The 17041-nt window shown below is 40.6% G+C and carries 15 protein-coding genes; 1 reads left to right on the top strand and 14 read right to left on the bottom strand.

Annotated elements, in window-relative coordinates; translation table 11 throughout:
* Positions 1–170 precede the first annotated feature (170 nt).
* The 7 genes from LKD48_RS12485 to LKD48_RS12455 all read right to left on the bottom strand — a co-directional run bounded on the left by LKD48_RS12485 (position 171) and on the right by LKD48_RS12455 (position 6701).
* A complete protein-coding gene (locus tag LKD48_RS12485) occupies positions 171–1871 on the bottom strand; it encodes an AAA family ATPase (protein ID WP_308732152.1) in 1701 nt (566 codons plus the stop codon).
* Positions 1872–2037: 166 nt separating this feature from the next.
* A complete protein-coding gene (locus tag LKD48_RS12480) occupies positions 2038–2688 on the bottom strand; it encodes an ATP-binding cassette domain-containing protein (RefSeq protein WP_227100991.1) in 651 nt (216 codons plus the stop codon).
* 16 nt (positions 2689–2704) lie between these two features.
* Positions 2705–3562, bottom strand: a complete 858-nt coding sequence (locus LKD48_RS12475) for a hypothetical protein (RefSeq protein ID WP_227100989.1) — start codon at positions 3560–3562, stop codon at positions 2705–2707.
* Positions 3555–4337 (bottom strand): hypothetical protein, encoded by a 783-nt coding sequence (locus LKD48_RS12470; RefSeq protein ID WP_227100987.1) that lies wholly within the window; start codon positions 4335–4337, stop codon positions 3555–3557. The genes LKD48_RS12475 and LKD48_RS12470 overlap by 8 nt, the downstream gene beginning before the upstream one ends.
* Before the next feature lie 16 nt (positions 4338–4353).
* Complete coding sequence (locus LKD48_RS12465) at positions 4354–5358, bottom strand: hypothetical protein (RefSeq protein WP_227100985.1); 1005 nt, start codon at positions 5356–5358, stop codon at positions 4354–4356.
* 81 nt (positions 5359–5439) lie between these two features.
* Entirely contained in the window at positions 5440–5850 is a 411-nt protein-coding gene (locus LKD48_RS12460) for a hypothetical protein (protein WP_227100983.1), read from the bottom strand.
* A gap of 140 nt (positions 5851–5990) precedes the next feature.
* Positions 5991–6701: a LytTR family DNA-binding domain-containing protein gene (locus LKD48_RS12455; protein ID WP_227100981.1), complete on the bottom strand. Its 711-nt coding sequence runs from the start codon at positions 6699–6701 to the stop codon at positions 5991–5993.
* Between the two features lie 210 nt (positions 6702–6911).
* On the opposite strand from LKD48_RS12455, the gene LKD48_RS12450 reads away from it, so the two are divergent.
* Complete coding sequence (locus LKD48_RS12450; RefSeq protein WP_227100979.1) at positions 6912–7103, top strand: hypothetical protein; 192 nt, start codon at positions 6912–6914, stop codon at positions 7101–7103.
* On the opposite strand, the gene LKD48_RS12445 is transcribed toward LKD48_RS12450, so the two are convergent.
* The 7 genes from LKD48_RS12445 to LKD48_RS12415 all read right to left on the bottom strand — a co-directional run bounded on the left by LKD48_RS12445 (position 7098) and on the right by LKD48_RS12415 (position 16967).
* The gene (locus tag LKD48_RS12445) at positions 7098–8645 is read right to left on the bottom strand and encodes a helix-turn-helix domain-containing protein (RefSeq protein WP_308732151.1); all 1548 of its coding nucleotides are present in this window, start codon (positions 8643–8645) and stop codon (positions 7098–7100) included. The genes LKD48_RS12450 and LKD48_RS12445 overlap by 6 nt on opposite strands.
* Before the next feature lie 5 nt (positions 8646–8650).
* Complete coding sequence (locus tag LKD48_RS12440) at positions 8651–9022, bottom strand: hypothetical protein (RefSeq protein ID WP_308732150.1); 372 nt, start codon at positions 9020–9022, stop codon at positions 8651–8653.
* A gap of 6 nt (positions 9023–9028) precedes the next feature.
* Positions 9029–11383 (bottom strand): glycoside hydrolase family 2 TIM barrel-domain containing protein, encoded by a 2355-nt coding sequence (locus LKD48_RS12435; protein ID WP_308732149.1) that lies wholly within the window; start codon positions 11381–11383, stop codon positions 9029–9031.
* Positions 11384–11439: 56 nt separating this feature from the next.
* Positions 11440–13221: a glycoside hydrolase family 35 protein gene (locus LKD48_RS12430; RefSeq protein WP_308732148.1), complete on the bottom strand. Its 1782-nt coding sequence runs from the start codon at positions 13219–13221 to the stop codon at positions 11440–11442.
* A gap of 105 nt (positions 13222–13326) precedes the next feature.
* Complete coding sequence (locus LKD48_RS12425; protein ID WP_308732147.1) at positions 13327–14985, bottom strand: DUF3502 domain-containing protein; 1659 nt, start codon at positions 14983–14985, stop codon at positions 13327–13329.
* A gap of 96 nt (positions 14986–15081) precedes the next feature.
* Positions 15082–15993, bottom strand: coding sequence for a carbohydrate ABC transporter permease (locus tag LKD48_RS12420; RefSeq protein WP_308732146.1), 912 nt, complete (start codon positions 15991–15993; stop codon positions 15082–15084).
* Between the two features lie 14 nt (positions 15994–16007).
* Positions 16008–16967, bottom strand: coding sequence for an ABC transporter permease (locus LKD48_RS12415; protein WP_308732145.1), 960 nt, complete (start codon positions 16965–16967; stop codon positions 16008–16010).
* Between the last annotated feature and the right edge of the window lie 74 nt (positions 16968–17041).

The following is a 17041-nucleotide window of genomic DNA, read 5'->3' as shown; positions in this document are numbered from 1 at the left end:
AAAATTCGACATCATTGTCCGATAATTGCAAAAAGTTTCTTGGCTTTCATCCCACGGTTAAAACCGTGGGCTTTCCCACCCGACTTTTGTAAATTTCAGAATTTACTGCCACCTGAAATGCCTGATTCCCAGGATTTACAAACATGCCCATACTTTCTCATTCCTTTCTGTTAATTTGGTTTCACCATAACCCGACATTTTTTATGATAAAATGCAATTCCATATTTCAAGATTTTCCGATAACCTTTGTTACACAGCTCCTGCACATAGTTTTTATCCTCGATTTGCTGTAACGCTCCACGGCAGTCTGTATCAAGGTTCTTTTCATCGCTACTATATTTTAGCTCAATCACAACTCCAATCTCATTCTCTGGTTCTGTTGTCTCTATAAGAATATCGCTAAAGCCATCGCCGGACTCTCGATTGGATAAAATCTCCCAGTCTCGCCTGTATCCTAAAATTCCAATCATCAATCCATGATAGAAATTTTCGTGAAGCGATCTGGCAAAATTATCGCGAATGCTAATCGTTTTTTCCATGTACTCAGTCAGTAGCTGTTCAACAGCCGCTTCATTTGACGATACGATTGCATTGCAAAAGTCTTCAAGCAACTTGCCGTTTTGGGCAACCTCCTTGCGAAACAAGGTTAACACACGCTCAATGATAATATTGCAAATCTCTCGATTGGGAACTGCAAGGCGGTAATACCCATTTCCGATATAACCGCGCTGCGTCAGATAGCCTGTCATAAAAAGTGTACTCCACAGATTGTCGATACTTGAATACAATTCCTTATACGTTATCATTTCATCTACCTTTTGTGTGATAAACTCGCCGTTTACCAACCGTTCCAACTCACCTTTTGTCAACATTCCGGGATCATTGATACTGTCGATGAAATGATTGATCACATCATTTCCACTTGTATTCATCCAATAATTTTTCGGCTCTGCATTTGGATTGCTGCGATGGTCATCGCAATAATTCACAACATCCCACGGACAATAGACATCCGCATTACCAAAGCGATAGCCATCGTACCATTCCCTTACCTGATTAAAATGACGATCCAATCCATAATATTTTAGCATTGATTTCACTTCTTCATTTGTAAAGCCAAATGTCTCATCAAACTCAACATCGGTAATTGAATACACCTTAAAATTATTTAAGCCCGTGAAAATACTTTCCTTTGCAATACGCAAACACCCCGTCAGCACAGCAAAAGCAAGACTCTCATTCGTCTTTAATACATTTCCAAAAATATTCCGAATCAAAAGAACCATCTCGTCATAAAAGCCATTTTCATATGCCTTTGCTAACGGCACATCGTACTCATCAATCAATATAACCACTTTTCGATTAAAATGTTTTTCAAGAAGCTTTGTCAGCCATAACATACTTGAACTCATAATTTTCATATTCATATCATCATCAAGCAGCTTACAAAATCTTTCTTTTTCATAATCGGTCAACCTACCGCTATTCTGCAAAAGTTGAAAGCTCGCTGCACTCTGATTTATAATCTCTACGAGTTGGACAACTGCCTCTTGATAAGATGCTGCATCCACGCCTTTTAAACTAATTGCAATCACAGGATACTTTCCCATATATCGCTCACACAGCGCCGCATTTTTTGAAATATGAAGCCCTTCAAATAAAGAGGGATCCGTTCCTATTTCAAAAAATCGTTTTAACATACTCATGTTTAATGATTTTCCAAAGCGGCGCGGCCTGGTAAACAAGGTTACTTTGCTTCTCTTTTCAAGAACTTGCTCAATCAATGCCGTTTTATCAACATAATAATAGCATTCCTCTCGAATCTCTTTAAAATCTTCGATTCCAATCGGAAGCATGAATTGATTTTCCATAATCCCTCCTTCTACTTTCTGCTTTCTGCTTTCTGAAAAGCGATGTCATCTCAAAAGTTCACACTGTTGTTTTTTGTTTGTATACTTATATGTTACCTCAAGTCAAGTAATTATGCAAGCACTTTTTGTAAAAGAAAAAGCGCTGCTCTTTGCAGCGCCCCTTCCATCAAGAAACTCCATCTATTGGCGTAAGTACACCGGCATCCATCTCATACACCTTATCACACAGACAACGGATATCCTCCATGTTATGGCTCGCAAGAAGAATCGTCGTCCCCTCTGCCTTTAAATTCAGAAAGATCTGGCGCATTTCCTCCACGCCTCTCTTATCCAGTCCATTCATCGGCTCATCCAAAATAATTAACTTTGGCTTTTCCATGATAGCCTGTGCGATTGCAAGCCTCTGCCTCATTCCGAGTGAAAACTTCGCCACCTTTTTTCTTCCGGTATCTCCTAATCCAACAGTCTCTAATACCTGTTTCACATCTTCCTTTGTGATCCGGTGACGAATCGCCGCCAGATTATACAGATTGTCATATGCATTTAAATATGGAATAAAATCCACATTTTCAATGATCGCGCCAACATCCTGTGGAAAATCCACATCCTTTCCCACACGTTTTTTGCCTACAGTCACCGTACCCTGTGTTGGCTTTAGAAAGCCTAAAATCAGCTTCATCATAACTGTCTTGCCAGAACCATTTCGTCCCACAATGCCATGAATCAGCCCTTCTTCAAATTCAATCGAAAGCGGCTTTAACACCTCAACCGACCGGAAGCTTTTTGATACACCATCCAATATAATATAAGGTTCCATATACACACCTCGCTTTTTAGCTATAATCGTATCTGCCTATTTTCAGATTCATGACAGCAAGCGGCACAAGAATCATTCCTGCCAAAAACAGACACGCATAAGAAAACGTTGGATTAACACGATTAAATGCAGTCGTGCTTAAGTTTCCGACACGACTCATGCTGAATGGAGAGATAAACAACAAATATTTACTTGTCACTCCGACTCGCACAACCGTTGCCCAATAGTCCATCGCAATTCCGATTCCACCGATTGCAATACCAGGACCACTCGGCCACAGCATATGAAGCATCATAGTCAGAAAACCAGTTGCCATTCCAATCATCAGGCAAAGAACAATGCATCTGCCAAACAGCTGCAGCGCCGTTGTCTGGCGCATGACCGAAACTGGGAATGAAAAATAATTGGAAATTCCATAGCCAAACGGTGCATTTATCATCTTTACAAAGGTTGTCGTCCACGCTGTCTGAAATGTTACCTGCGGCACAATAAGAAGCAGCAGTAATAAAAATATATATGCAAAATAGATCACTGTAATTGCGACAATATACACGATCTGTCCCCAGAGCCAGCTCCTTCGGGAAGTACGCAGCAGATACTGGTACACACCATCATCACGATATGGAATGTCACATATAATCAGCACAAAACCAATCCATATAGTAAACGACGTATACATATTGTTGGTCACAACAAGAAACATCTCCATAATGCCAATTTTCTGTCCCGACTCCATCAGACCACCACGCACATCACCAAAATAGAGATAGAAAAAGACGGCCAGACAAATACAGATTACAAGTGTTTTTCCCTGAGACAGACAGCGCTGAAAATTTAATTTTACATAGGCGTTCATTCTTCTCATGCTATCCATTGATCCCCCTCCATTTCATCTCTCGGTAATAAAGAAATCCAAGCACTGCGTATGCGGCGAGATTCCGGGTGAGGCAGATTATCAATCCGCCGTCAGCAGCCCTTTCCATTCCCACTGGTGTATATAAAGTCCAGGTCATCAAACCACCCACATAAGCTCCCAGTCTTGTAAGAAGAAATGGCATCGCATAAAATACATAACGGTTTGTACAAAACACAGATACGCATAATCCAATCAATACATAAATACCAATCTGAAATGAATATCCCAATGCATACAAAACAGTAGTCGGATAATATCCAATTGATAAAGCCAATTTATACCAAAAAGGTTCTATGTTCCCAGATATTGTTCCTCCAAAAAGTTGTTTTATTGATTCTACTGTACTTCCTTGTCTTACCGCAGGTGCAATGCTTATACATAAAACAAAAAACAACAACACACTTATCATATACAATATAATTCCACTCAATACCGCAGATACAATTTTTGCGAAACAATATTTCATCTGACCAGAACGCATCTGCATCAACCAGTCATAATGTCCTTTTCGTTCATCAAAATAATTACCCGCTGCTGCTATTGGAAAAATTAACGTCTGTATAAAAGCGGTCACACCATAGTTTTCTGTAAAATAAAATAAACTTAAAATTCCAGACTCATGGTCAGCTCTCAAATCAGTTTCTACTCCCAATATCATAATTCCAATATACACAATTATACATACAAGCGCAGCTGGTTTTTGTAGTATACGTTTTAATTCCCTTCCTATCATAGAGCATCACCGTCCTTTACTCCCGATCTGAAATTTTTAAATACTCCGTCTGAAAATCTTCTTCAAAATCTACTGCCATTGTAAATGTATAGCAATATGGCATTGTCACATCAACAAGACCTGCAAAATACCATAACTGATCTGATCCAGATGATGGATCAATCATTTGCTTCACATAAAGTCCGATGTCATATACATACTCATCTTCATTTGTTCCCATATCTATTGGAATATATTGAATTTCAACTTGTAATGAATCCTCAATTGGATTTGTTTCCAATGGCGGAATCTGTAACCCATTCCATACAGCATCATATACCGCCTGTAATGCATCCTCATCTGAAATCCGCTGCCGCGTTGAAACACTTTCACGCTCAACAACCTCTGAGGCTTTTTGTATCAACATCGTATATCCCGTATCTTCCATAGAGATTTTCGCAAGCTGACCATAATATTCGGTTCCATCACCCTCGCCTCCAATCGAATAGCCCTCTGGCGATAGCTTGATTCCATCCTGCTGCAAATAATAGGTATATACTGCTCGATCACCATTTGCAATATCCGTTTGTTTGGTATATTCATCCATTATATCAATATTTAATGCCTGTAATAAATCTTCTCCCTCTTGACGTCTTATTTCTTCATCTGGTATTTCATTTTTATAAGTAACGATTATTGCTAAAAAACCAACACCGCTCTGTGAAATCAAAATCGTCCTATCCTCACCATCATATTCATTTCTTTCACTTATCAGCGAATCCTGATTTGTAACTAACGCTTCATCCCACTTTCCTTCACCAAAATATGCATCCAGAATTTCAGATGGTCTAAAATCTCTTGCTCTCATCAAAAGTCGGTCTGCACTCATCGGGTCTACTGCTTCCTCTGCCTGCGTTTCTGATTCCTGTTCGATTCCCGTTTCCTGCTCTGTCTCGTTTTCAGCTCCCTGCGCCACAAATGAATACATACTGGTCACGCTCATCATTGCCGCTAACATACATACACTGATTCGTTTTCTCATACACGTTTCCTCCATTTTTCTTAATAGCACTTAAGCCTGCAGAATATCTGCAGGCCTAAGCTTCTCTTTTCAATACTCACTTTACGGTGTAAACCTTACGTTAAAATTTGCTCCTTTAGTCGATTGTGAATGCGTTGCTATTCGTCCTACATAAGTATCTCCGTAAGTGCCATATCCAGAATAGTAATAAAATGTATATGTTCCTGTTCCAAATACTGCTTGTACATCAGATACTGCTATTGCTCCACTTGCATTTCTTACACGTGCTGCCAACGGATGTGCATTCACATTTGGATCATAATTGGCAACTGTAGTAAAACTCATTGTCGCCGGTACTCCAGTCGGAGTTGTTTTCTTTGTTATTGGAGTCGTTGAAAATGCTCCACCCTGTGAAAGTGCATTTGCATAAAACGTTGTATCTGCCAACGTAGGTACTGCTACGCACGCTGCTACTCCTAATGCTGCTAATGCTCTTTTTAATTTAAATCCCATAATTTACTCCTTTCCTATAATGTTTTTTCGTTTCGTTCTTGATAAGCTTATCGTGTCTCTACTATAGCAAATGTAAATAAGTTTATGTAAAACTGTCCTTAAAATCAACATTTTTGACTTTCAAATCAACTTTTCTTCGCTTATTCACCCCAATATTTCTGGATAAGTTGTTTGAAATACTTTATTTTCCCTCTGCTTATCCAGAATTTATCTCCATTTTTCATTACAATTGCCCCATTGTGAACACATTCTACAAACGCAAGATTACAAATAGTACCTCTATCAACCCATATAAAATCATAATTCGTAAGTCCTTCAAATATTTCTTTTAATGTTTTGCGAACTCTTATTTCTCTTTCCCCCTGAACTAAAAATATACTATATTTTCCCTCATGTGTAATACTTTGAATATCTTTATATAAAATACGCCATGTTCCAGCCTGATTTTTCATAATGTAACATTGTTTTTTTCTTTTTTCCATTGCAGCCTTTACATCTTCTATAATATTCTCAATCTCATCATCAGACGCATTCTTTGCAATGATTTGAACTGATTTGATTGGAAACGCTAAAGTTGGTTCAAGTTTATCTGCTAAAACTAAGAAAAAGGCTTCAGAATCTCGCTCACGCACAGTCTTCATTAACTGCTTTTCTTTTTCTGTTCGCCCCTGCTGAATCACCAATATGTATAAATCAAAATACACCCTATCTTCTACTTCATATCGCAATAATGCTGCATTCTTAAAATAACTAATTCTAATCATTGTTTCATCTTTTTCAAAAATTTCATTTATCTTCTCTGTTAAGGCAACCGCTTCGTTTTTATCATCACATACCGCAATTTTAATCATAGTCCCTCGTTCCCCCTTTTTGTATTTTTTCTATTGCCAGAAAATTATTTATGTCGTTGTTTACAATATACTATACTTCCACTTAACCTACAATACGTCGTATTTGAGACAGATTTTGAAATGTGTCAAAACCTGTCTCAAATACGACGTATTGTCTCTTTTAATTTTCTGTTTTACAATAAGAAAAAAAAGAAAAAGGAGATTTTATCTATGAAAAAATTTAAAGTTGTATGTTTCACCTTATTAGCCGCTTCAGCAATAGCTTCTACCTTTTATTTTACTACTGCCAAAGCAGCTAACTCCAAAAATCCTGATACTATTATTGAGACAGAAGAGGCTTCCACAGAAGAACAGCCTTCTATTTTGCCACAAAATGATAGACCTAGTAAAGTTGGTTCATGATACATATTTTTCCATATTCTCTTGATAAAATTTTACACTATTTTCTGAATAGAAAAAGCTTGCAAGTTGATATGAGATAAGAAAAAGCTTTCTTCGCCAATTTTGGTATTCTTCTTTTTTATCAACTTCTTCTTTTTCTAATTCATATAAACTCCAACAAATATCATATAGAAAAAAATCAACATCCTCTATGGTATCATTTAATAATGCTTTTATAATTTTCTTATCCTTTTGCATTGATTGTCTATATAATTTATGATCACCCAATAAATTAACCAATCCGGTTGTTATCACAACATAACCTCTATAAGGAATTTGAGTACGTTTCATTTGTAACTCAAAAGACTCATACAACGCTTGATAAATCTGTTTTGCGCACTCATACTCACCAGATTTTTCAAGTTTATCTGCAATATTCCCAGCTAGACTCCCCTCCTCTATCTGGAACACCCACATATTCCATTTTTCCAGCGGAAGTTCTGGCATTGTACAGGACAACGCCTCTTTTAACATTCGCAGATATTCATCTGAGGCCAACTTCTCTCGCTTATACAAAATATTGCTTTCCATAAACAGCACTTCCTGCCGATTTAATGGCACGTTCACATCCAGTTTTTCCTTAAAGCTCTGAAAACTTTCCCATGCGTTATCCCATTCTTCGCGTATAATGAAGTCAACAATTTCCTGTCTCTGGTGCAGCACTTCCAGCGAATCAGTCTCAAGTAACAGCTGCCCTTCTAGTCCCGTCTTATGATAAAACTGCATGAGCATTTCATAATTTCTGCCAGAAGGTCGATGCGTCCCCGCCTCTATTTTCTCTATCTGTCGCGCAGTCAGATGGTCTGGATTCGCAGCCGATACCTTTGCCGCTGACAATCCCATTGCTTTTCTAAGCATTTTAAGTGTCAGTCCAATTTCATGCGTATTGCTGACACTAATGCTCTGCCACATTCTCTTTTTAGGGTGCGAAAACAACCGATATAATTCCTCAAATGTCTTGAGAAATTCTGTTACCTCTGTCTCTTCTTCCTTGTATTTCTGATCCTCTTTTCCTTTTACGCTAATGCATTCTAACACATTAAGCAGTTCTTCCAAAACAAAAACAACATAACGCTGTGAGTACTGATGTCTGAGTAGCTCAAGTGCTTCCATTCCATATGAAAACGCTTTTTCTTCATTGCCTGCATACAATTCGAATTTCATTCCAAGAAGTGCCACCTGTGGATAAATCAATATCTGAACCTTTGGTTCAAACTTTGCCTGTTTTACATAGTCGGCTACCTTCTTGTGCATCTGCATAGCTTCATCTGTCTTACCGATAAGAAGCAGACAATTTGCCAGAAGCAAAATACTTTCCAACTCACAGGGAGCCAGTAAAAACTTTGACAGCTTCTTTTTTTCCCATCCATCGGGTAATGTACATAGTACCGTCTGCTGTGCGCTTTCCACCAGATTTTCTCCCTCTGATTTTTCACGTTCAACGTCAACGCTCTTGCTCTCAAAACTTTTTTTGTACGCCTGCATCAGAAGAATGGTCTGCATTTTCCTTAAAAACTGCTCTTCAAATGGCGTTTTTTTCGATACTTTTTCTGATACGTTTCTAGTAATTGCTGTGCTTTCTGCGGCTGCTCAAAAATGATCAGACAGATATCCTCGCGGTCTCTCCATCCGTTCAATTCTCTTGCATCTGCCATTACCTCAAAATATTCAGTCGGCACACCTAGTCTTTGCAGCAGATAGTCACCTATCATTTTCTTCCATGGTATGTCGCCATTTTCCATTTTCCTAAGCTCAGTTCTGGTGCAGACACCTCTTGATATTTTTTGTTCAGAGATGCCGCTGCGGCATCGTTCCTTATACATGAATTTTCCGCAATATTGGTTGTACCGCCGCAGCCATAGTAATTCCTCTTTGTTCATATATTATTATTCAATCCACACTCTTTTATCTAATGCCGGGCAGCTGATGCATACCTTTACATCTTCTTTTGGCTTTACATAGACAATCAATCTGCCATTGTGTGTCTTTCTGTGTGACTCGCAGTATGGCGTTAGGTCTGCTAAATCACCGTTTTCTAGTCCGAGAAGTGTTCCTCCTATTACCTCTGCCGTGATTTCTAGATCTTCTGCCGCAAGAACACCATTTTCATCGGTAAGTGAAACCTCGATCTGCATCACTTCTTCCTTATTTATAGTTTCTTCTGCATGCCATACATTTGCAGACAGCTCGACTGCTTTTCCTGCTGTCTGAATGCTGCACTCGGCTTCGCCGCACACTGCCTTAAGTACACCTGGCTCATAAGCAAAACGCCATTCGGTGCAGCCTTCTTTTTCAAGATATGTTCCATCGTGCAATGACTTTTCACCATCAATACCAACTATACTAAGAGAAATAGTTTCTTTTTGCACATTTGTGAAGACGCGTACAACGACATTTTCTCCGTCTGTATAATTCCAATGTGCATTCCACGGTCTCCACTCATGCTCATCACCATCATCTGGGCGTGTCAGGATACAAGCAAATGGTTCTGTGCTCCAGAATGCCTTTCTTCTATAGAAGCCCGGCTTTTCAAATCCTGCAAGATCCATTAAACCAGCTGATGAACCATGAATCGGCCATCCATGTGCCTCTCCAAGATAATCAATTCCTGTCCACAAAAACTGTCCGCTGATATATGCATTGTCGCGCACCGCACACCACTGCTCGTAGCCGCCGCCGTTTTCGCTGCCTAAAAATGGCTTGTCTGGAAAACGTTTGTGGCTTTCCTCATACAGATGCTCTTTATAATTGTAGCCCACAACATCAAGTGCATCAAAAAATCCAATATGAGATGACAGCTCTGGGAAGGCTGCTGCCAATGTAACTGGTCTTGTGGTATCCTGTGTGCGCACAATCGCTGCCAACTCCTTTGCAATTGTGCTAAGTCGCTCAGCATTTGGCTTATCCGGGTCATACTGACGCTCCTTTGCCGGCTTGTTGGCATCGTTGTTTCCTGTCATGGTTTCAAATAGTGGATGGCAATATGGGTCATTCGGGTAGTCGATCTCATTTCCAATGCTCCACATAACGATGCTTGGATGGTTGCGGTCACGGCGTACCATATCGGCGAGATCACGCTCATGCCACTCTGGGAAATCTTCTGCGTAGCCCTCATGCTTTGGCGGATATACATTATGACCGGTAGACCACTTATTCTTCGGATTTTCCCACTCATCGAATGCCTCATCCATCATTAAAAGTCCAAGCTCATCACAAAGATCATACAACTCTGGCATATGAGGATTATGACTGCAGCGGATTGCATTACAGCCACCTTCCTTCAATTTAAGCAGTCTGCGAAGCCATACCTCACGATACATTGCTGCACCAAGACAGCCGCCATCATGATGAACACATACGCCCTTAAACTTTGTTTCCTTTCCATTCAGGAAAAAGCCTTGATCAGCATCAAATGAAAATGTTCTGATACCAACGCGCTCTTTATCTAATACAATCACATTTTCATCTTCTTTTTCAAATGAAATGCAAAGCTCATATAATGATGGTGATTCACAAGACCAAAGCTTTGGTTTTCCAATCATTCCATTTAAATAGAAGGTTTTCTTCTCGTGTGCCTCCATTGCAGCAGGTACTCTAGCAAAAACAACCGACTCCTCATCACTTCCACATAGCTTTAGACTAGCAGTCAATGTTCCAATCACACGCTCATCCAGCTCATTTACAATCTCTGCATCTGCACAAACAGCCGCTGACTGCTCATCTGCTCTTGACACATTAAAAGCAACACCATTCCATACAGCATGAACCTGCTCCTCCACTACAAGATATGCCTTGCGGTAAATACCAGAGCCTGTAAACCAGCGTGAATCTGCTAAATCAGTATGGCATACACGCACAGTAATCTCATTATCAATCGCGCCAAACTGAACAAAGTCAGTAATATCATAGCTGATCTGTGTATAACCATAAGGACGCTTTCCAATGTGATAGCTGTTGCACCATATTCTACTATTTTTATAGATTCCATCAAATACAACTCTCACGCGCTTTCCCTTATATGCTTCTGGAAGTGAAAAACGCACGCGATACCAGCCAATACCGCCGCTTAAATATCCAGTTCCGCTGGAATTAGTCTGCTCAAACGGCATGTGTACTGACCAGTCATGTGGCAGCGTAACGCTAGTCCACGCACTGTCGTCGTATCCTTTGTACCATGCCTGCGGCACCTCGCCGTAGTGAAATTTCCAGTTCTCGTTCAGTGTAATATATGTTCTATCCATGATTTTTTCTCCTATTAAAAAAGGGCAGACACATTACAATGTCCGCCCCAGCTTCATCAGCCGATATCCGGCTCATCTTTTAAGGTTATTGTTCCTGGCTGTTTGCCGTCTGTCTCGAATACGACGATTTCATTTCGTCCTTCTTTTAACAGCGGTGCCGGAATATAAAGTCTCTTCTGTGGTCCGATCTCCCAGAATCGTCCCAGATTAAATCCGTTTAAGAAAATGCATCCCTTACCCCATCCTTCGAAATCGAGGAAGGTATCTCCCTTTTGGTCCACGTCAAGCGTAAAGTGATAAAATGCCGGAAGTCCCTCTGTATAGCCCTTTGTATAATCGAGCTTTTCGATGTTGTCAAGCGGCAGGCAATACTCTTCCCAGTTTAAGTGAGTGTGACCGTTGATCTGTACGTGTCCGTCGATACCTTTTCTCTGATGCTCCATTCTTGGTCCGAAGTTTACACGTCCCATGTTCTCAACAAGAATATCAAGCGGTGCACCCTTCTTAAAGGTAACTGGCTTTCCATCTTCCTTTGCAAAATCCTCTCCTGCCTTTGCCTCAAAAAGAAGCTGTCTGTCATAAAGCGTTACAAGCGGTTTCTGATCGACAAAGAGATTTGCACGGTCATTTGCCTCATACAAACGGATCTTTTCAAGATTCTGCTCTTTCTCAAGCTTTGTATGGTACAAAATATATCCATAATTTTGTCCTAAACGCTCCATAGAAGTCGGGAACTTGCATTTTACAGGTGCTGAAAGATCATCAAGAGATTCAAAGAGTCCAACTCTTGCATCATACTGTAAGGTTCCGTATGCTTTCTTCTCGATCTTTGTGCTGTATGTTACTTCCGGAATCGGTGCATACTTGCGGATAACTTCCTGATAGCGGCGATATTTCTCTGTTATATCACCAGACTCTGTAAGTACGCCATCATAATCATAGGAAGTAACATCTGGTGTCAGCTCATCGTAATAATTAGATCCATTCATAAAGCCAAAGTTTGTGCCGCCCTCAAACATGTAAATATTGACATGGCCAAGCTCAAGCATCTTGTCAAGATCCTTTGTGCTCTCCTCCAAATTTCCTCTCATATGGCCGCCATTGCCCCAATGGTCAAACCAGCCAACCCAGAACTCGGTACACATTAAAGGACCGCCATTTGTATACTGCTTCAATATTTCAAAACGCTCCTCGGTGCGTGAACCAAAGTTTCCAGTCGGAAGAGCACCTTCTAAGTGACCACAGGAAAGAGACTCATGCATAGGTCCATCTGATGTAACAAGAGGTACAACAGTACCAAAATCGATCATGATCTGCTTCATTGTCTCAAGATACTCTGTGTCATCACCATAGTAGCCATACTCATTTTCTACCTGCATCATGATGACTGGTCCGCCGTAGTTTACCTGAAGCGGTGCCAAAACCTTGAACAATTCTTTATAATAAGAACGAATATGATCTAAGAACGGCTTATAGCAGCCGCGAAGCTTCATGCCATCCTCTGCCAAAAGCCAAGCCGGCAGTCCGCCAAACTCCCATTCTGCACAGATATATGGTGATGGACGAATAATCACCCACAGACCTAACTCCTGTGCTGTTTTTACAAATTTTGCAATGTCGAGCATTCCGTCAAAATGGAACTCGCCCTTATTTGGTTCATGCATGTTCCAAGGAATGTAAGTCTCAACTGTATTGCATCCCATCGCCTTTAATTTTTCCAGACGATCCTTCCAATACTCCGGAACTACACGGAAATAGTGGATTCCACCAGAGATGATCTGAAATGGCTTGCCGTCCAGATAAAAATTGTCTTTGATCTCAAATGTATGTGTCATCATTGCTCCTCTTTCTAAATTATGTTACAAAAAAGAGCAGGATGACCAAAGGTCACCCCGCCCTTTACGCGTTTACTGACCCATTACTGTGGGTAGTTACTATTTTTATTATTCTGCGTCACCGTAAACTTCGGTCAGCTGCTTCTGAAGCTCTTCGATAACGATATCCATACCTGCATCCTTTAAAGCCTGCTGATACTCAGCAACGATTTCTTCTGCGGTGCCAGTGTACTTACCACTTGCGATCTGCTTCATGTAGTTTGTATTAACCTCACCGATATTGTTGATGTAGGACTGAATGTCATCAACATTTGCAACAAACTTGCCATAAGGATAACCAATTGATGCATCCTCTAATTCTTTATACATCACATCAATCTTGTCCCAATCCTTTGTAGCGTCACGGATCTCTAACAGATCGTTACGTCCCCACCAGAAATTAGTTGTGATGGACTCAGTATCAGAATTATAAGATTCTGGAACAGTACGAAGACCTTCATCGTTTACATCCCACTGAACACCCTTCTGACCATAGTTGATCAGGTCGTAGCACTCAGCATCATTTCTCAGTAAATCATAAACCATCAGAGCTCTCTCTGGGTTCTCAGAACCGTAGGAAACTGCCATTGCACCGTGAGTAATATTCAAAGCAGTAACATTCTTTTCTTCCTCGCCGAACCAGAAGAAGCCAACCTCAGCACCCGGTACGTTCTCTGGAGTCTTACTTACAAGATCAGTCCAAGTCTGAGTATGATGCTGCTCAGCAGCGGTCTTTCCAATCTTGAAGTCCTCTCTGTTATCAGCAGAAGTATTGTTCAGAACGTCTGTCTTCCAAACGCCCATCTCATCCCATTCCTTCATTGTCTTTGCAAACTCAACCATCATATCTGCATCAGTATAGTATGGGCTAACGATGGTGTACAGGTCATCCTTTGTACCTCCCCATAAAGCTGCTGATGACAAACCATCGATTGCTACGAAATCGCTGTGGGAAGAAACCCAGCCGCCTGCCATAGTTGCATATGCACTACCATCAGAATCCCAAGGAGTTACGATACCAAGCTCATCCTTGTGCTCGCATACATACTTGAAATATGTAGTCATATCTTCCCAGCTGTGAACGCCATTCTCAAGACCTGCCAGCTTTGCAAAATCAAGACGATATGCAAAACCATGATTTGTCCACTGTGCGTAGTTATCCTCTGGCATCAGATAAATGTTGTCATTGTACTTACACAGATCCCAGTCTTCCTGCGGAACAGTCTCATAAGTAACTGGTGCATACTTTGCAAGCATCTCATCACTTAACTCAAGGAAAGCACCATTCTTTGCGTTTGGCCATGCATCCAGCCAGTCAGTAGCGGTACCAACTAAGTCTACAGAACCATCCATACGAGCCAGAGTCAGGTTGTAGTTTGACAGACAGTCAGTCCAGCCAATGTAGTAAATCTGCAGCTCTGCGTTAACCTTCTCTGTCAGGATTGCATTCAGCTCATCTAACATCTTCTGTGTTGCATCGTTTGTCGGTGCATCACCAGGAGTCATGTAATTGATAACTACATGCTCAGATGTATCAACATCTGCCCACTTCTCTGCCCAAACATCATCATAATTTGGAACCTCGCCCGTAGTTGCCTCTGCTGCTGCGCTTGTAACCTCTTCTGCTGCTGCGCTGCTGGACTCTTCCTCTGCGAATGCCGGCATTGATGCGAACATTGTTCCAACCATAGATGCTGCCAATGCGGATGCAAGAAACTTCTTCTTCATATTAAAATCCTCCTTCTTTGTGCGAGTCTTCTCCTCGCTTGCTTTCTTTGTTAAGTATCTATTAATGCAGGCTTTCCTGCTATTAATCAAAAATCATTAGCCCTTTACGGCTCCAACTGTGATACCGCCGATAAAGTAGCGCTGTACAAATGGATAAATCAGAATAACTGGTCCAGTTGCTAAGATTGCATTTGCCATCTTAAGTCCATTTGACGGAAGATCGGACAAGTCAACATACTGACCTGCTACTGTACTCTTTAAGCTGTTTGCCTTATTTACAACCTTGTACAGAGTATACTGCAATGGATAAACACTCATCTTCTCACTTAAAAACAGTGATGACTGATACCACTCATTCCAATAACCAATTGCAAGGAACAAACCGATTGTTGCAAGTGCCGGCTTTAACATTGGAAGAATCAATGCGGTGAAAATCTTCATATCACCAGCTCCATCAATCTTACCAGACTCGGTGATCTCATGAGGAATAGACTTTACAAAGTTCTTCATCAAAATGATCAGCCAAGATGACATCAGAAGCGGAAGCCATACTGCTAAGTAGTTATCCTGCAGCTTGTAGGTCTGTGTCATCATCAGGTAGTACGGAGCCAGACCTGCTGAGAACAGTGTGGTAAAATAGATGTAGAATGAGATTGCATTGCGGAATGGGAAATCCTTTCTCTGCAAAGCATATCCAGTCATGGAAATGATGCCCAGACCAACGAGTGTACCAGTTAAGGTCATCGTAATAGTCAGTCCATAAGACTTCCAGATTGCACCACCCTGAAGTACCATCTCATAAGCCTTTGTTGTAAACTGCTTCGGGAACAGCTGTGCTCCTTCTGTACGGATCACTTCCTCAGCTGTAAATGAGGTTCCAATAATAATCAGGAATGGTAACACGCAAGCCAACGCATAAAGTGTAACTACTACATATCCTATTGTACGGATTATGATATCGGAGCGATCCAGCTTGATTTTCGTACCTTTTACTGTCGATTTTGCCATTTCTTTCTCCCTCCTTAGAATAATGCGTACTCAGGATCGATCTTCTTAACAGCAAAGTTGCTTGCCATAACGATACAGAATCCGATGATTGACTGATACAAACCGACTGCAGATGCTGTTGAGAAGTTAAAGTCTGTGATTGTACTTCGATATACGTATGTCTCAATAATATCAGTAGTGTCATACAACAATGGGTTCGTTCCGACGATGTTGTAGAACAGACCGAAGTTTCCTTTTACGATACCGCCAAGTGCGAACAAAAGTAAGATAACGATTGTGCTTCGAAGACTTGGCAGAATAATATAGCGAATCTTCTGGAAACAGTTTGCACCGTCCACTCTTGCTGCCTCAATGATAGAAGTATCAATACCGCAGATAGATGCAAAATAAACAACTGAGTTATAACCAGTTACCTGCCACAGATATACGACAATTAAGATTGGTGGCCATACACTCTTATCGGAATACGGCTGCCATTTTTCCATACCCAGCTTTACTAAAATACCATTGATAAATCCGGTATCGTAGTTTAACAAGTTGAATACAAGGAAACCAACAAGAACCTGTGAGATGAAGTATGGAAGGAACATCAATGTCTGTGAAACCTTCTTAAAATACTTATTGTGGATCTCGTTTAACAAAACTGCCATTAACATCGCAATGATGTTTCCTAAGAAGATGAAAGCCAAGTTGTAAAGAATCGTGTTCTTTGTCAGGTCGAGGAGCTTTCCAGACTGCATTAGAAACTCAAAGTTTTGCAGACCCACAAACTTGCTTCCGAAAATACCGTCTCTGTAATTGTACTTAACGAATGCCACATAGATACCTGGGAGCGGCATGTAGTTAAATGCAAAGAAAAATACGATTGCCGGTACACACATAAGTGTCAGTACACGATACTTTTTCAGGTTATAGAAAAAACCATGCTTTTTCTTGTACTGATACTGGGGTAAAGTTGATGTTGTCTTTCCCATGTTACCCTCCTTAATAATAAAGAATAAAATTTGAATTTCAGCCCCTGCTGCGCTCATAGTTTATAGGTTTATTT

This window comes from Anthropogastromicrobium aceti (genome assembly GCF_020687335.1).
Classification (GTDB): Bacteria; Bacillota; Clostridia; order Lachnospirales; family Lachnospiraceae; genus Anthropogastromicrobium; species Anthropogastromicrobium aceti.
The sequence above is the reverse complement of the archived record's forward strand: the minus strand, read 5'-3'. Positions and strand labels throughout refer to the sequence as shown.